Genomic DNA, 16,214 nt, shown 5'->3' with positions numbered 1-16,214 from the left:
CGCTCCATCAGCCATGACGAGGAGCATGCCTCATCGGATCAGGAACGCCGATGGAGGCCGCGTGGATATTCGGTGCAGGCCGGCGGCCTACTTCTTCTCCAGCAGCAGCGTTCCCTGCTTCTTGACCTGGCCGGTGATCTTGCCGGCGATCATGCCAAGGAGGCCCGGCAGCACGACCTCGACGATCACCACGTTGGCCGCCACGTTCAGCTTGCCGGTGATGGCCTGGCCCATGACCAGGGCCGAGAAGTCCAGCACGTCGTCGCGCCAGGCCTTGGTGACGTTGGCCAGGCCGCCGGGGATCTGGGCGCCCAGCTGCTCGAAGCCGTTCTCGATCCGGCGCTTGGCCTCGGCCACGCCGAGTTCGTGCGGGATGTTGATGGTGACGGGCTTCGACATGGGAACTCCGATAGGCGTGTTGCGCCCCTGACATAAGGATGCGCGAGGCGTTCGGCTATACGTCCGGTTCTGACGCACCGGTGGCTCAGGGTCCGAGCGTCCACGGAGGAAGCCATGACCGACATCGCCATGACCCAGTTCTTCGACGCTCCCGTCCGCACCGCCCGCCGCGTGCGCGTGGCCCGCCCGGGCCGTCCGGCCGGGGTGTGGGGCTCGGTCACCTACGCCGGCGTGCTGCTGGTCTGGGCCGGCCTCTTCGTGATCCGTCCGCGCCTGGCCCTTCGGGTCATGGCCGAACGCCGCGCCGACTCGCCCCTGCCCCGCCTGGGCAAGCGCTGATCCTCTCGCCAAACGCTTCGAACGGCGCCAAGCCAGGGGCATGAGCCGTCTCGTCGCCGTTCGCCCCGTCAGCCATCCGCTCGCCGCGCCGTTCCGCATCTCGCGGGGGGTCAAGACCGCCGCCGCCGTGGTGGTGGTCGAGATCGCCGAGGGCGGCCACATCGGCCGGGGCGAGAGCGTGCCCTATGCCCGCTACGGCGAGACCGTGCAGGCCGTCGAGGCGCAGCTGGCCCCCGCCGCCCGCCTGATCGCCACGGGCGGCGATCTCGCCGAGGCCCTGGCCCTGCTGCCGGCCGGCGCCGCGCGCAACGCCCTGGACTGCGCGATCTGGGACTTGCGGGCCAAGGCGTCCGGCGTCTCGGTGGCGGCGGCCACCGGCCTTGCCGTCCCGCCCTCGCTGGTCACCGCCGTCACCGTCAGCCTGGACACGCCGGACGCCATGGCCGAGGCGGCCCGCAAGGTCGCCGACGCGCCGCTGATCAAGGTCAAGCTGTCGGCCGAAGACCCCGCCGCTCGCCTCGCCGCCGTGGCCCAGGCCGCGCCCGCCGCCGCCCTGATCGTCGACCCCAACGAGGGCTGGACCTTCGACATCCTGCGCGGGCTGGAAGACCAGCTCTCGCGCCTCAACATCGCCCTGGTCGAACAGCCCCTGCCCGCTGGCGAGGACGCCGCGCTCGAAGGCTACGCGCCGCCCTTCCCGATCTGCGCCGACGAGTCGGTGCACACCGCCGCCGACCTGCCGGCCCTGCGCGCCCGCTACCAGGCCGTGAACCTCAAGCTCGACAAGTCCGGCGGCCTGACCGAGGCGCTGACCATGCTGCGGGCGGCCAAGGACCTGGGCTTCACCCTGATGACCGGTTGCATGGTCGCCTCGTCGCTGGCCATCGCGCCCGCCCTGCACCTGGCCGCCGAATGCGCCTTCGCCGACCTCGACGGGCCCTGGTGGCTGAAGGAAGACCACCCGGGCGGCCTGCGCGTGACGGCCGGGCGGATCACCCCGCCGACGGCGGGGTTCTGGGGGGACGGCGTGGACGCCGAGGGACTGTGGATTTGAGGGGATAGCCTCGCCTCCTCCCTCCCGTCATTCCCGCCACAAGGGCGGGAACGACGGGAGTTCAGAAAGCGGGGCGTATGCAGCCCCCTTGACCCGCCTCGGATAACGCCGTGCTCTCAGCGGCATGACCGACGCCCCCGCCGCCGCGCCGCCGCCCTCGCCCCGCAAGAACCCGCTGCAGGTCTGGTTCGGGATCTCGCTGTGGAAGCGGATCCTGGCCGCGCTCGTGCTGGGCGCCGTGGTCGGCTACTTCTGGGGCGAGGGGGCGACCAGCCTCAAGTGGATGGGCGACATCTTCGTGCGGCTGATCCGCATGATGGTGGCCCCGCTAGTGTTCGTGATCATCGCGTCGGGCGTGGCCCAGCTGGGCGACGCCAAGCGGCTGGGCGGCATCGGCGTCAAGACCATCGCCATGTACGTGCTGACCACGCTGGTGGCGGTCTGCATCGGCCTGTCCATCGCCAGCCTGCTGGGTCCCGGCGTCGGGGCCGACCTGCATAACGCCGCTCCCCAGGCCGTGGCCCCGCCCAAGTCGCCGGCCGAGCTGTTCATCGGCATCGTGCCGCTCAATCCGATCAAGGCCCTGGCCGAAGGCGAGACCCTGGCGATCATCTTCTTCGCCGTGCTGGTCGGGGCCGGGGTGATCGTGGCGGGCAAGGACGGCGAGCCCGTGGCCCGGCTGCTGGCCAGCGCCAGCGAGGTCATGCTGCGCATCGTCGGCTTCGTGATGGAGGCCGCGCCGTTCGGGGTGTTCGCCCTGATCGCCGTGGTCATGGGCACGAACGGGCCGGAGACCTTCCTGCACGTGGCCAAGCTGGGCGTCTGCGTGATCATCGGCGCGGCGATCCAGACCTTCGTCACCCACGCCGCCGTGGTGCGGCTGGGCGCCTGGCTGCCGCTGATCCCGTTCTATCGCGGCTGCATGGACGCCATCCTGGTCGGCTTCTCCACCTCGTCCAGCTCGGCGACCCTGCCGGTGGCGATCCGGGTGGCCGAAGAGAACCTGGGGATCAAGCCGTCGATCTCGTCGACGGTCCTGCCGCTTGGGGCCACGATCGGCATGGACGGCACGGCGATGTACGTCGCCATGCTGACCCTGTTCGCCGCACAGGCCTTCGGCGTGCCGCTGACCCTGGCCGACTACGCCCTGGTGGCGGTGACCACCACCATCGTGGCCATGGGCGTGGCGCCGGTGCCGTCGGGTTCGCTGTTCGTGCTGGCCGCCGTCCTGGCCACGATCGGCGTCGGCCCGGCCCAGACGGCGATCATCGTCGGCTTCATCCTGCCCTTCGACCGCATCCTCGACATGATCCGCACAATGCCTAACGTCACCTGCGACCTGTCGATCGCCACGGCCGTGGCCAGGTGGGAAAAGGAGATCGACGTGCCGGAGTACCTGTCGAAGAAGGACGTGTAATTGGAGACCCTCTCCCTGTGGGAGAGGTGTCGCCGAAGGCGACGGAGAGGGGAGCGGCTGATGAGCTCAGCGGAAGCTGAAAACGTCCCCCCTCTGGCCCTTCGGGCCACCTCCCCCGGAGGGATCTAAGAGCGCCGCGCCAAGAAGATGCTCCCCCTCTGGGGGAGCTGTCGGCAAAGCCGACTGAGGGGGTCCGCCGTCAGGCGGGGCGGCCGATCCGCTTGATTTCCCAGTCCAGCTGGACGCCGGTCTTGGCGAGAACGTCGGCGCGGACGGTGTCGCCCAGGCCTTCCAGGTCTGCCGCGGTGGCCTCGCCGGTGTTGATCAGGAAGTTGCTGTGCAGCGGCGAGAACATCGCCCCGCCACCCTCTTTCCCGCTCGCGGAGAAGTGCTTGCCGCGCCAGCCGGCCTCGTCGACCAGCTTCCACGACGAGTGGCCCGGCGGGTTCTTGAAGGTCGAGCCGCCGGTCTTCTCGCGGATCGGCTGGGTTGTCTCGCGGCGGGAGGTGATCTCGCTCATGCGGGCCTTGATGGCGGCCGGCTCGTCGGCGGTCCCTTCATAGACCGCATCGAGCACGATCACGGCGTCGCCGTCCTGCAGCGCGCTGTGGCGGTAGGTGTAGTGAAGCTCGTCCACCGAAAGCTCGCGCGCCGCGCCCGAACGGTCCATCACACGCACCGACTTGACGACGTTCACCGTCTCCGAGCCATAGCAGCCGGCGTTCATGATCACCGCGCCGCCGATCGTGCCGGGGATGCCGGCATAGAACTCCAGCCCGGCGATGCCGGCCTCGGCCGCCTTGCGGGCGAGGATGGCATCGGGCACGGCGCTGCCGGCCCTGATGCGGTTGTCGCCAAGGGCCTCGACCGTGTTGAAGCCCTTGCCCAGGCGGATGATCACGCCCTCGACGCCGCCGTCGCGGACCAGCAGGTTGGAGCCCACCCCGATGGCCATCACCGGCACGGCCGGGTCCAGGGCCTTCAGGAAATCGGACAGGTCCTGTTCGTCGGCCGGCAGGAACACCACGTCGGCCGGCCCGCCGACGCGGAACCAGGTGAACGGGGCCAGGGCCTCGTCGATCAGCAGCTTGCCGCGCACGGCGGGGAGATTGGTCTTCCAGGTCATGGCGCTGCGAGGCCCCCTCCGGCCCTACGGGCCACCTCCCCCAGAGGGGGAGGATCGTTTTTCCAGATGCTCCCCCTCTGGGGGAGCTGTCGCGGAGCGACTGAGGGGGTCTTCCCCCACGAAAGCTACTTCGCCAGCGCTTCCAGCTGGCCCGGCAGGGCGTAGGCCCACGACGTGATGTCGCCGGCCCCCAGCAGCACCACCAGGTCGCCGCTGGTCGCCTCGGCCGCGATCAGCGCCGGCAAGGCCGCCGGGCTTTCCAGCGGCAGGGCGCGGCGGTGGCCGAACTTCTTGAGACCCTCGACCAGGTGGTCGCGGTCGACGCCCTCGATCGGCTGCTCGCCGGCCGTGTAGACGTCGGCGACGACCACGGTGTCGGCGTCGTTGAAGCAGCTGGAGAACTCGGTCATCAGGTCGCGCAGGCGGGTGTAGCGGTGCGGCTGAACCACGGCGATCACCTTGCCCGTCGAGACGGCGCGGGCGGCCTTCAGCACGGCGGCGATCTCGACCGGGTGGTGGCCATAGTCGTCGACCACACGGATGCCGCCCGCCACGCCCGTCGTCGTGAAGCGGCGCTTGACGCCGCCGAAGGCCGCCAGGCCCGCGCGGATCGCTTCGGCGTCCACGCCCAGCTCGCGGGCCACGGCCACGGCGGCCGTGGCGTTGAGCACGTTGTGGTGCCCCGCCATCGGCATCTTCAGGCCTTCGTAGCGGATCGTCTCGCCCTCGAGCGGCGAGATGGCGATGTCGAAGGTCGCGCCTTCCGGGCCCATCTCGACGTTGGAGACGCGCACCTCGGCCTGCGGGTTCGCGCCATAGGTCACCAGGCGCCGGTTCTCGATGCGCGAGGTCAGGGCCTGCACTTCGGGATGATCGGTGCAGACGGCCGCGAAGCCGTAGAACGGGATGTTCTCGATGAAGTCCTGGAAGCCCTTCTTCACCGCGTCGAAGTCGCCCCAGTGGTCCAGGTGCTCGGCGTCGATGTTGGTGACGATGGCCACCGTCGACTTCAGCTTCAGGAACGAGCCGTCGCTCTCGTCGGCCTCGACGACGATCCAGTCGCCCTCGCCGACCTTGGCGTTGGTGCCGTAGGCGTTGATGATGCCGCCGTTGACCACCGTCGGGTCCAGGCCGCCGGCGTCGAGCAGGGTCGCCACCATCGAGGTCGTGGTCGTCTTGCCGTGCGTGCCGCCCACGGCGACCGAGAACTGAAGCCGCATCAGCTCGGCCAGCATCTCGGCGCGGCGAACCAGCGGCAGGCGCTTGTCGCGGCCGGCGACCATTTCCGGGTTATCGGCCTTCACCGCCGTCGAATAGACGATGGCCGAGGCGCCTTCGACATTGGCCGCGTCGTGGCCCACGAAGATGCGCGCGCCCAGCTTCTCGAGCCGCTCGGTGTTGGCGCTGGCCTTCGCATCGCTGCCCTGCACGGTGTAGCCGATGCGGATCATGATCTCGGCGATGCCGGACATGCCGATGCCGCCGATGCCGATGAAGTGCACGGGGCCGAGTTCGAAGGGGACGGGGCGTCGACGCTGGTTCATCGCGTCGGATTAGACGATTTGACGCCCGCCGTGAACGGGGTCGATGACGCAAACCCTTCACGCCCTCTCGCGAAGCGGTTCAAATGTGATAGACGCACGCGCATGAGCTCTACGCCCCTGGATAAAATCCGCAATTTCTCGATCGTGGCCCACATCGACCACGGCAAGTCGACCCTGTCCGACCGTCTCATCCAGGAGACGGGCGGCCTGACCGCGCGCGAGATGAGCGCCCAGGTTCTCGACAACATGGACATCGAGAAGGAGCGCGGCATCACCATCAAGGCGCAGACCGTGCGCCTGAACTACAAGGCCGACGACGGCGAGACCTACGTCCTCAACCTGATGGACACGCCTGGGCACGTCGACTTCGCCTACGAAGTCAGCCGTTCGCTGGCCGCCTGCGAAGGCTCGATCCTGGTGGTCGACGCCTCGCAGGGCGTGGAGGCCCAGACCCTGGCCAACGTCTATTCGGCGATCGACAACAACCACGAGATCGTCCCGGTTCTCAACAAGATCGACCTGCCGGCCGCCGAACCCGACCGGGTGCGCGCCCAGATCGAGGACCTGATCGGCCTGGACGCCAGCGACGCGGTGCTGGCCAGCGCCAAGTCGGGCCTGGGCATCCACGACGTTCTGGAAGCCATCGTCACCCGCCTGCCCGCCCCCAAGGGCGACGCCAACGCCCCGCTGAAGGCCCTGCTGGTCGACGCCTGGTACGACGCCTATCTGGGCGTGGTCGTGCTGGTGCGGATCTTCGACGGCACGCTGAAGGCCGGCCAGCAGGTCCGCATGATGCAGACCGGCGCCACCCATCGCATCGACAAGGTGGGCGTGTTCAAGCCCAAGGCCACCGACGTGCAGGAACTGGGCCCCGGCGAGGTCGGCTTCTTCACCGCCTCGATCAAGGAAGTGGCCGACGCCGCCGTCGGCGACACCATCACCGACGAGAAGAAGCAGACCGCCGAGGCCCTGAAGGGCTTCAAGGAAGTCCAGCCCGTCGTGTTCTGCGGCCTCTTCCCAGTCGACGCCGCCGACTTCGAGGACCTGCGCGCCGCCGTCGGCAAGCTGCGCCTGAACGACGGCAGCTTCACCTACGAGATGGAATCGAGCGCCGCCCTGGGCTTCGGCTTCCGCTGCGGGTTCCTTGGCCTCCTGCACCTGGAGATCATCCAGGAACGCCTCTCCCGCGAGTTCGACCTCGACCTGATCGCGACCGCGCCGTCGGTCGTCTACAAGATCCACATGCGCGACGGCTCGGAGATCGAGCTTCACAACCCGGCCGACCTGCCGGACGTGATGCAGATCGAGAACATCTCCGAGCCCTGGATCAAGGCGACGATCTTCACCCCGGACGAATATCTCGGCGGCGTGATCAAGCTCTGCCAGGACCGTCGCGGCCAGCAGCGCGAGCTCAGCTACGTCGGCAGCCGCGCCATGGTCGTCTACGACCTGCCGCTGAACGAGGTGGTCTTCGACTTCTACGACCGCCTGAAGTCGATCTCGAAGGGCTATGCCAGCTTCGACTACCAGCTCGAGGACTATCGCGTCGGCGACCTGGTGAAGATGTCGATCCTGGTCAACGCCGAGCCCGTCGACGCCCTGTCGATGCTGGTCCACCGCGACCGCGCCGAGAGCCGCGGCCGGGGCATGTGCGAGAAGATGAAGGAGCTCATCCCGCAGCACATGTTCGTCATTCCGATCCAGGCGGCCATCGGCGGCCGGATCATCGCCCGCGAAACCGTGCGCGCCCTGCGCAAGGACGTGACGGCCAAGTGCTACGGCGGCGACGCCTCGCGTAAGCGGAAACTTCTGGACAAGCAGAAGGCCGGCAAGAAGCGGATGCGCCAGTTCGGCAAGGTCGAGATCCCGCAGGAAGCCTTCATCGCCGCCCTGAAGATGGACGAGGATTGATCGGCGGGGCCAAGGCCCCTCCCCTCTGTGCGAAATTTCCTATTCCGGACGCCGCGGCCATTCGTAAGGATGAGCCGCGGTTTTCGTTTCGAGGACCGCCCGAGCCGAGGAAACGACCATGGCCGATCCGACCGCCGTCAACGACCAGATCACCGACGCCGTCACCCAGGCGAACACCAAGGTGCTGGGCGACGCGCCCGCCGTCGCCATGGGCAACCTGTTCGCAGCCACCGCCCAGGCCCTGTCGAACGCCGCCCACAACGCCACTGAAAGCCAGCAGCAGTCCAACGAGACGATGCTGGCCTCGACCACGCAGGGCGTCAGCACGCTGCTCTCGGTCGACACCGCCAGCACCGGCGAGGCGACGAAGGAAATCTTCGAGTAGGGAACACCCCCCTCAGTCGCTCTGTGACAGCTCCCCCAGAGGGGGAGGTGGCCCAGAGGACCGGAGGGGGGTCAGCAACCGCCCTTCGGCAGCGAAAATCTCGGATCCGTCACGAACCGCTCGTCGGTCAGCGTGCTCAGGAACGCGATCAGGTCCGCCAGTTCACGATCCCCCAGCCGCATCGCCGCGCGATGCCGGCGGATCGCCGCCTCCAGCGTCGGGGCCGAGCCGTCGTGCAGGTATGGCGCGCTGAGGGTCACGTTTCGCAGGCTCGGCGTGCGGAAACGCCCTGCATCGGCCGGCTTGCCGGTGACGTCGCCCAGGCCGCGGTCGCCGGCGAACGGGGCGTCGATGCGGTGGAAGCCCGCCCCAGCCCTGTCGGCGTCGGTGAACAGCGGGCCGGCGTGGCAGCTGGCGCAGTTGGCCTTGAACAGCCGCTCGCCGCGCAGGGCTTCGGGCGAGATCTCCACCACCTCACCTCGTTTTCGCTGGTCGTACGGGCTGTCGAACGACACGAGCGTACGCTGGAAGGCGGCCAGGGCCTTGGCGATCGCGGCCATGGTCACCGCCCCGCCCTCTTCCGGAAACGCCTCGCCGAACATCCTGCGATAGCAGGCCTGGCCTTCGAGCCGCGCGGTCAGCACGGCCTCCTGACCGGCGAAACCCATCTCGACCGGATCGGTCCCGGCGATCGGGATCAGGGCCTGCGCCTCCAGCGAATTCACCCTGGCGTCGCCCCAGGTCAGGGCCCCGTACCACCCGACATTGGCCAGGGTCTGGACATTGCGCCTGCCCGGGTCGCCATGCACGCCCGGATGGCTCCGGTTGCCGTCGGTGAAGCCGCGCCTCTGCTCGTGGCAGGTCGCGCACGACATCGTGCCGTCGATCGAGAGGTCGGCGTCGTAGAACAGCTTGCGGCCCAGGGCGACCTTGGCGTCCGACATCGGATTGTCGGCCGGGACCGGCGGCTGGGCCATGGCCGTCGGCAGCGTCCAGTGGAACGCCGCCGGCGCGAAGCCGGCCGTCAGCAGCAGGCCCGCCGCCAGGGCCAGCGCCTTGCCGTAGAAGTCCAGCCGCACGCCCCGCCTCGCCGTTCGTCAGGGCTTGCGCGCGACCATGATCGGCAGTTCGGCCTGGGCGTTGGCCGAGATCTGGATCACGTAGTCGCCGGGCGCGAGGTCGAAGGTCACCATCTTGCGCACGGTCGAACAGGCCGCCCCCCGGCCGTGGGCGGTCGAGCGCTGGGTCGCGCCGTCCTTCAGCACGTCGATCCAGGCGCCCGTACCGAGCGCGATCACGTAGGACCCGGCCGCCTCGACCTTCAGCGAAAAGAGGCCGCCCTTGCTGACCGTGCCGCCAGGCTTTTCCGGCTGGACGGCGTAGGCGATCTCGGGCGTCGGCGACAGGGCCGCCGCATAGGCCTGGCCCGGCGTCAGCATGGCGTCGGGCAGGCCGGCTGCCGAGGTCGCCGCCGTCAACGGGGCCTTCTTGACCCAGGCGGCCAGTTCCGGCGGCAGGCCGGCTTCGACGCCCGGCGCGCAGGCGACGTCGGGCTGGCTGGCCGGCATGGATCGGGCGAAGGCTGCAGGCGCGGCCAGGGAGAGACCGGTGGCGAGGATCAAGGCAAGACGCATGGCGGGACTCCTCAGAACTTGACCCGCAGGTCGGCGCGGAAGTTTCGGCCTTCCTCGGGGAAGCCGTCGACCAGCTGGTACTTCTGGTCCAGCAGGTTGCGGGCGCCGAGGATCACGTCGATCTTCGGCGTCACCGTCACGTGGGCCGTCAGGTTGGCCAGCACGTAGCCGCCGGTGCGGTAGTAGCGGACGGGCGAGACCAGCGAGCTGGAGGTCACCGTCCAGCGCCTGGACGCCGCCTCGACGCTGGGCGTCAGCGACAGGCGATCGTTCAGCGTCCAGTCGGCATAGACGAACAGCTTGTGGTCGGGCACGCCCGTCGGGCGGAAGGCGGCGCTGGTCGGGTCGGTCAGCTTGCGGTGCAGGTAGGTGTAGTTGCCGCCCAAGATCAGATGGTCGCTAGCCTTGAAGGTCGCCGCGCCTTCCAGGCCGTAGTACTCGCCGTCGCCTGCGTTCCTGGTCTGGTTGACCGTGCCATAGGGCGGGCCCAGCGCCACCGGGATCAGGATCAGGGCGTCGCGCACGTCGCTGTAGAACACCGCGCCCTCGATCTTCAGCAGCGGCGTGAAGTCGACCGAACCGCCCAGCTCGTAGTTGATCGCCCGCTCGGCCTTGACGTCCGGATTGGGCACCGCCTGGCCCATGCGGGCGCTGTAGCGCTCGAACAGGGTCGGAAAGCGGGCGCGCGACGAGACGCTGCCATGCAGCTGCACGTCGGGCAGCGGCCGCCAGACCAGCGCCGCCTGGCCGTTCCAGGCCACGTCGTCGGTCAGCGGATAGAAGACGAAGGCGCCCGAATTGTAGTCCTGGGCGGTGACCAGGTCGCGGCGGTCGCGCGAGACGCCGACCACCAGGTCCAGCTTGTCGCCAAACCGCTGGGTGTCCTCCAGGGCGACCGAGGTGGTGTCCTCGATCACCGTCTGGCGCGGCTCGGTCCCGGCCGGCGCGAAGCTCTGCTGCCATTCCACGTGCCTGTCGCGGCGATAGAAGGCGGCGGCCTTCAGGGTGTTGCTGGCGGTGACGTCGACGTCCAGCTCCAGGTTTCCGCCATAGGCCACGTCGTCGTAGTAGGAACGGAAGGCCCGGCCCAGGGTCTGGCTGTTCTGGCGGGCGTTGTCCCAGGAATAGAGGGCGTTCTCGAAGGTGTTGCGATAGACGCGCGCCTTCAGCACCGCGTTGTCGGCGATCCTCGTGCTCGTCAGCAGGGCCAGGCTGTCGATGTTCCAGTAGGGCCAGGACCAGTAGCGCGTGCTGGCCGTGTCGCTGACGTGGTAGGGCGCGTTCTTCTCGCCCTCCTGCCGGCTGTAGGTGATCGAGTACTCGTCCGTGGCGTTGGGCGTGAAGCCGGCCTTGAGGTTGACCCGCCAGTCCTCGCTTTCCGAATGGTCTCGGTTGCCGCCGTTCTCCAGGGCGGTGGCCTTGTAGTCGTCCGGCAGCCGCCAGTGCGTGCGCTCGCTGCGCGCGCCGCTGGCCTGGACGTAGAAGCGGTCGGTCTTGCCCCCGATCCGGCCCGACACCGTGTTGCTGTTCAAGGAGCCGTCGCCGTCGAAGCCCGCGCCCAGGCGGATCTCGCCTTCGAAGGGCCGCGACGGCTTGCGGGTGACGAGATTGATGGCGCCGCCCAGGCCGCCCGGGCCGTCGAGCACAGAGACGTAGCCCTTGGAAACCTGGACCTCGGAGAGGTCGGCCGTGAGAAAACGCGCGAAGTCGATACGGTTGTCGGCCGGCAGGAACACCCGCACGCCGTCGATCGACAGGGTGGTCTGGAAGCGGTCGAAGCCACGGATGAACACCAGGCGCTCGTTGCGCGAGCCGCCGCTGTTGCCCGCCGCCGCGCCGGGGATCAGGTCCAGCGCCTGGTCGACGCTGGCCTTGTCGAACTTGCGCAGGGCTTCGCCCGAGACCGTGGCCCCGCCCACAGTCTCGCCGGCGGCGTTGCGGGCGGTGACCTGCACCTCGCCCAGCGCATAGACGTCGCCCTGGGCGTGGGCGGCGCCGGCCAGAAGCGAGCCGGCGAGCAGAACGGTCCGAAACAGCATGAAATCCCCTCGTTATGTAATTTGACTACATAACGAGTCGCCGCACACCACGCCTTGCAGATTTTCTCCGCCGGACCCGCGCGGCCGAAATGCTAGAGATCGAAGCGTTTCCGGAGGCGACATGCTCAAGACCCCCACGCTGAAGATACTGGGCCGCACCTCGTCGTTGAACGTTCGCAAGGTGCTGTGGACCTGCGGCGAGCTCGCCCTGCCCTACGACCGCGAGGACTGGGGCGCTGGCTACGCCTCGACCAGCGATCCCGCCTTCCTGGCGCTCAATCCCAACGCCCTGGTGCCGGTGATCATCGACGAGCACGGGCCGCTGTGGGAGTCGAACACCATCTGCCGCTACCTCGCCTCGCGCCATGTCGGCGGCGAGACCCTGTTGCCCACCGAGCCGCGCGCCCGGGCCGGCGTCGAACAGTGGATGGACTGGCAGGCCACCGAGCTCAACACCGCCTGGCGCTACGCCTTCGCCGGCCTGGTGCGGCGGATGCCCGGCTTCGACGATCCCGAGCAGATCGCCGCCAGCGTTCGCGCCTGGAACGCCGCCATGGCCCTGCTGGACCGCCGGCTGGACCAGACGGGCGCCTATGCCGCCGGCGAGGCCTTCACCCTCGCCGACGTGGTGCTGGGCGTCTCGGTCCACCGCTGGGCCGCCTCCCCCATCGACCGCGCCGCCCTGCCGGCGATCGAGGCCTACTACGCCCGCCTCAAGACCCGCGAGGCGTTCGGTCCGTGGGCGCTGGACGAGGTTCCGTAGAGGCTGACGCCGCCCCCCGCCCGTTCCGCTGCCCGTTTCCTGCGCAGGACCATCGTCCGAACGCTGCGGAACGGCGATCCGCGACCTGATCCGCTCGTCACGCCAACAAAGTGGGCGGCGCGGGCGAAAGCCGCCCTGCTTAGCTCGGCCCAGCGCGCCGCCCGGTCGCGGGCGGCGGCCAAGGGGATAGGGCCGAGCACATGCCAGACGGAGTCCGCGTACCGACCAGACGACAGCTTCTGACCGCGATCGCCCAGGCAGGCGGGACGGCGGCGCTGTACCAGGCCATGACCACCCTCGGCCACGCGGCCGAGACCCAGTTTCACGGCCCGCCGAACCTTTCGGGCGCGCGGCCGGGCGCCTCGGTGCTGGTGCTGGGGGCGGGCCTCGCCGGCCTGCTGGCCGCCTACGAACTGACCCGCGCCGGCTACAAGGTGCGGATCCTCGAGTACCAGGGCCGCGCGGGCGGGCGGAACTGGAGCCTGCGCGGCGGCGACAGCTATACCGAGCTGGGCGGCGCGACCCAGAAGATCGGCTTCGGCGCCGGCAACTACTTCAACCCCGGCCCCTGGCGCATCCCCCACCATCACCGCACGCTGCTGCACTACTGCAAGCAGTTCGGCGTGGCGCTGGAGCCGTTCATCCAGTTCAACCACAACACCTGGGTCCATTCCCAGGCCGCGTTCGGCGGCAAGCCGGTGCGCTTCAAGGCCGCCGCGGCCGACTTCGAGGGCAATGTCGCCGAACTGCTGGCCAAGTCCATCAACACCAAGGCGCTGGACGACGCGGTCACGCCCGAGGACCGCGAGAAGCTGCTGGAGGCCCTGAAGGGCTGGGGCATGCTCGACGGCGACTACCGCTACGCCAAGGGCCTGCGCAGTTCGGCCCACCGGGGCTACGACCGGCCGCCCGGCGGCGGGGTCGACGGCGCGCCGGTCCCGTCCGACCTTTACGCCCTGCACGACGTGCTCGATCCCCAGGTCTGGACCTCGATGGCCTTCTTCATGGGCCACGAGATGCAGACCACCATGTTCCAGCCGGTCGGCGGCATGGACATGATCGGCAAGGCCTTCGCCAGGCAGGTCGAGGGCATGGTCACCTTCAACGCCAAGGTCACGAAGATCGCCCAAAACGACAAGGGCGTGGCCGTCACCTTCGCCGACACCGCTAACGGCAAGGTCGAGACCGTCAAGGCAGACTGGTGCGTTTGCACCATACCGCTGTCGATCCTCGGCCAGATCGACAGCGAGATCAGCGACGACCTAGCCGCCGCCATCAAGGCCGTGCCCTATTCCGGCCAGGTGAAGATCGGCCTGGAGATGAAGCGACGGTTCTGGGAGGAGGAAGACTCCATCTACGGCGGCCACAGCTTCACCGACCAGGAGATCGCCCTGATCTCCTATCCCAACAACAATCTGTTCGGGAACGGGCCGGCGGTGCTGCTGGGCGCCTTCGCGCGCGAGATGGGGGCCTATCGCCTGGCCGGCATGACGCCCGACCAGAGGATCGAGGTCGCCCTGCAGCAGGGCTCGGTGCTGCACCCGAAAAGCTACCGCGAAGAGTTCGCCAGCGGGGCCTCGGTGGCCTGGAGCCGCGTCCCTTGGGCGCTGGGCTGCTGCGCCCGCTGGACCGAGCAGACCCGCAAGCAGCACTACCAGACCCTTGTGGCCATGGACCGGCGGATCGTGCTGGCCGGCGAGCACGCGTCTTACGTCGGCTGCTGGATGGAGGGCGCCCTGCTCTCGTCGCTGGACGCCATCACCCGCCTGCACAAGCGCGCCCTGGAGGCCTGAGCATGACCCGTTCCGTTCTCGTCGCGGCGTCGGCCCTGACCGCCGCGCTCGCCTGCGCCATCCCCGCCGTCGCCCAGGCCCCGCCCGGCGGCGACACCGGCGGCGGCGTGGTGCGCGTGCAAAAGCCCGTCACCGGCCAGCAGGTCTACGAGGCCGTCTGCCAGGCCTGCCACATGGCCGACGCCAGGGGAGGAACCGGCGCGGGGACGATTCCCCCGCTGGCCGGCAATCCGAAGCTGGCCGCGGCGCCTTACGTCTCCATGGTGGTCGTGCGCGGCCAGGGCGGCATGCCGCCCTTCGCCGGCACTCTGGACGACGAGCAGATCGCGCAGGTCGTCACCTATGTCCGCACCCGCTTCGGCAACGCCTACGCTAAGCCGGTGACCGCCGCCGACGTGGCGAAGATCCCCCATCCCGACAGATCTGGAGGTCACTAATCGGGACGCGGGGCGTCGCGGCGTGCTAAAGCGCGGCGATGAGCAACGAGACCAACGACGCCCCGCCGAACGAAACGCCGATGCAGCGCGCCCTGCGCCTGAAGAAGGCCGCCCAGGGCCGCCATGGCCACGGGCCCAAGGCCTCCAGCGGCAAGGTCGACAAGGCCGACGCCGCAGCGCCGACCGGCAAGTCGCGCCCCTGGATGACCCGCTAGGTTCACAAGCCGGCCGGAGGACGATCCATGGCCGACAATTTCGTCCTGATCACCGGCTGCTCGGGCGGCGGCAAGTCCAGCCTGCTGGCCGAGCTGGCCGCGCGCGGCTACGCCGTCGTCGAAGAGCCAGGCCGCCGGATCGTGCGCGAGGCGCAAGGCCCCGACGACCGCGTCCTGCCCTGGATCGATCCCGCCGCCTTCGCCCGCCGCGCCGTCGAGCTGGCCCTGGCCGATCGCGAGGCCGCGCGCGGCCCCCACGGCTGGGTGTTCTTCGACCGGGGCCTGGTCGATGCCGCCAGCGCGCTGGAGGCCGCCACCGGCGAGCCCGCGCTGCGGGCGCTGGACCGCGCCCACCGCTATCATCGCCGGGTCTTCCTGGCCCCGCCCTGGCCCGAGATCCACGTCGCCGACGCCGAACGCCGCCACGGCTTCGACGCGGCGCTGGAAGAGTACGGACGCCTGGAAGCCGCCCTGCCCGCCCTCGACTACGAGGTCGTCGTGCTGCCCAGGACCTCGGTCGCCGCCCGCGCCGACTTCGTTATCGCCACGCTGGAAGCCTGAACCATGCCGATCCGCCCCGAACGTCCTGAAGACGTCGCCGCCATCGGCGTCGTGACCTCGGCCGCCTTCCTCGGACGCCCCTACAGCAGCCAGACCGAGGCCCTGATCGTCGCGGCCCTGCGCGCGGCCGGCGCGCTGTCTCTGTCGCTCGTGGCCGAGGTCGACGATCAGGTCGTCGGCCACATCGCCTTCTCGCCGGTCGACATCGAGGTCTCGTCCGGCGACTGGTACGGCCTGGGCCCGGTGTCGGTGACGCCGGACCAGCAAGGCACGGGCCTTGGCCAGGCCCTGATCCACGAAGGCCTGAAGCAACTGGAGGCGCGCGGCGCGGCGGGCTGCGTGCTGCTGGGCTCGCCCAAGTACTACGAACGGTTCGGCTTCGTGGCCGACGAGGCCCTGACCTACGGCGGCGAGTCCTCGCCCTACCTGCAGCGGCTGGTCTTCAAGGGCCGCCCGCCGCGCGGCGCGGTCACCTATCACACGGCGTTCGGGGCTTAGAACGCGACCGTCCTAACGTAGTTCGCGCCCCAGCGGCGCCCTGACGCACCTTGGAAGCGGGCGGGCTGTCAGCCGTGGGTGGGAAGCGGCCGCGGCCTC

The 16,214-nt window shown here is 69.5% G+C and carries 17 protein-coding genes; 11 read left to right on the top strand and 6 right to left on the bottom strand.

The window, feature by feature from the left end:
- Positions 1–87: 87 nt before the first annotated feature.
- Complete coding sequence (locus C1707_RS12260; protein WP_101712613.1) at positions 88–399, bottom strand: polyhydroxyalkanoic acid system family protein; 312 nt, start codon at positions 397–399, stop codon at positions 88–90.
- Between the two features lie 114 nt (positions 400–513).
- Between C1707_RS12260 and didA the strand changes: the two genes are divergently transcribed.
- The 3 genes from didA (at position 514) to C1707_RS12245 (ending at position 3,209) form a co-directional block, all read left to right on the top strand.
- Positions 514–738, top strand: coding sequence for a DNA damage-induced SOS-independent cell division inhibitor A (gene didA, locus C1707_RS12255; protein WP_101712612.1), 225 nt, complete (start codon positions 514–516; stop codon positions 736–738).
- A gap of 40 nt (positions 739–778) precedes the next feature.
- Positions 779–1,792: an N-acetyl-D-Glu racemase DgcA gene (gene dgcA / locus C1707_RS12250; protein WP_101712611.1), complete on the top strand. Its 1,014-nt coding sequence runs from the start codon at positions 779–781 to the stop codon at positions 1,790–1,792.
- A 124-nt stretch (positions 1,793–1,916) separates the two neighbouring features.
- Entirely contained in the window at positions 1,917–3,209 is a 1,293-nt protein-coding gene (locus tag C1707_RS12245; RefSeq protein WP_101712610.1) for a dicarboxylate/amino acid:cation symporter, read from the top strand.
- A 199-nt stretch (positions 3,210–3,408) separates the two neighbouring features.
- Here C1707_RS12245 and murB read toward each other — a convergent pair whose 3' ends face one another.
- Positions 3,409–4,335: a UDP-N-acetylmuramate dehydrogenase gene (murB, locus tag C1707_RS12240; RefSeq protein WP_101712609.1), complete on the bottom strand. Its 927-nt coding sequence runs from the start codon at positions 4,333–4,335 to the stop codon at positions 3,409–3,411.
- A 125-nt stretch (positions 4,336–4,460) separates the two neighbouring features.
- The gene (gene murC / locus C1707_RS12230) at positions 4,461–5,879 is read right to left on the bottom strand and encodes a UDP-N-acetylmuramate--L-alanine ligase (protein WP_101712608.1); all 1,419 of its coding nucleotides are present in this window, start codon (positions 5,877–5,879) and stop codon (positions 4,461–4,463) included.
- Positions 5,880–5,981: 102 nt separating this feature from the next.
- On the opposite strand from murC, the gene lepA reads away from it, so the two are divergent.
- Positions 5,982–7,790, top strand: a complete 1,809-nt coding sequence (gene lepA / locus C1707_RS12225) for a translation elongation factor 4 (protein ID WP_101712607.1) — start codon at positions 5,982–5,984, stop codon at positions 7,788–7,790.
- Between the two features lie 118 nt (positions 7,791–7,908).
- Complete coding sequence (locus C1707_RS12220) at positions 7,909–8,175, top strand: RebB family R body protein (protein WP_101712606.1); 267 nt, start codon at positions 7,909–7,911, stop codon at positions 8,173–8,175.
- Between the two features lie 71 nt (positions 8,176–8,246).
- On the opposite strand, the gene C1707_RS12215 is transcribed toward C1707_RS12220, so the two are convergent.
- The 3 genes from C1707_RS12215 to C1707_RS12205 are packed head-to-tail and all read right to left on the bottom strand — an operon-like array spanning position 8,247 to position 11,848.
- Complete coding sequence (locus C1707_RS12215; protein WP_205686838.1) at positions 8,247–9,254, bottom strand: cytochrome-c peroxidase; 1,008 nt, start codon at positions 9,252–9,254, stop codon at positions 8,247–8,249.
- Between the two features lie 18 nt (positions 9,255–9,272).
- Positions 9,273–9,809, bottom strand: coding sequence for a homogentisate 1,2-dioxygenase (locus tag C1707_RS12210; protein ID WP_101712605.1), 537 nt, complete (start codon positions 9,807–9,809; stop codon positions 9,273–9,275).
- Positions 9,810–9,820: 11 nt separating this feature from the next.
- On the bottom strand, positions 9,821–11,848 hold the full coding sequence (locus tag C1707_RS12205; protein WP_101712604.1) for a TonB-dependent receptor plug domain-containing protein: 2,028 nt from the start codon (positions 11,846–11,848) through the stop codon (positions 9,821–9,823).
- Positions 11,849–11,969: 121 nt separating this feature from the next.
- Between C1707_RS12205 and C1707_RS12200 the strand changes: the two genes are divergently transcribed.
- The 6 genes from C1707_RS12200 (at position 11,970) to C1707_RS12175 (ending at position 16,115) form a co-directional block, all read left to right on the top strand.
- Entirely contained in the window at positions 11,970–12,611 is a 642-nt protein-coding gene (locus tag C1707_RS12200; RefSeq protein ID WP_101712603.1) for a glutathione S-transferase family protein, read from the top strand.
- Positions 12,612–12,811: 200 nt separating this feature from the next.
- The gene (locus tag C1707_RS12195) at positions 12,812–14,404 is read left to right on the top strand and encodes a flavin monoamine oxidase family protein (RefSeq protein WP_101712602.1); all 1,593 of its coding nucleotides are present in this window, start codon (positions 12,812–12,814) and stop codon (positions 14,402–14,404) included.
- A 2-nt stretch (positions 14,405–14,406) separates the two neighbouring features.
- Positions 14,407–14,841, top strand: coding sequence for a c-type cytochrome (locus tag C1707_RS12190; protein ID WP_101712601.1), 435 nt, complete (start codon positions 14,407–14,409; stop codon positions 14,839–14,841).
- Between the two features lie 38 nt (positions 14,842–14,879).
- On the top strand, positions 14,880–15,056 hold the full coding sequence (locus tag C1707_RS12185) for a hypothetical protein (protein ID WP_058346602.1): 177 nt from the start codon (positions 14,880–14,882) through the stop codon (positions 15,054–15,056).
- A 27-nt stretch (positions 15,057–15,083) separates the two neighbouring features.
- Positions 15,084–15,617 (top strand): AAA family ATPase, encoded by a 534-nt coding sequence (locus C1707_RS12180; RefSeq protein ID WP_101712600.1) that lies wholly within the window; start codon positions 15,084–15,086, stop codon positions 15,615–15,617.
- A 3-nt stretch (positions 15,618–15,620) separates the two neighbouring features.
- Positions 15,621–16,115, top strand: coding sequence for a GNAT family N-acetyltransferase (locus tag C1707_RS12175; protein WP_101712599.1), 495 nt, complete (start codon positions 15,621–15,623; stop codon positions 16,113–16,115).
- The last annotated feature ends 99 nt before the right edge of the window (positions 16,116–16,214 follow it).

It is taken from the genome of Caulobacter flavus, assembly GCF_003722335.1.
GTDB classification, from domain to species: Bacteria; Pseudomonadota; Alphaproteobacteria; order Caulobacterales; family Caulobacteraceae; genus Caulobacter; species Caulobacter flavus.
The sequence above is the reverse complement of the archived record's forward strand: the minus strand, read 5'-3'. Positions and strand labels throughout refer to the sequence as shown.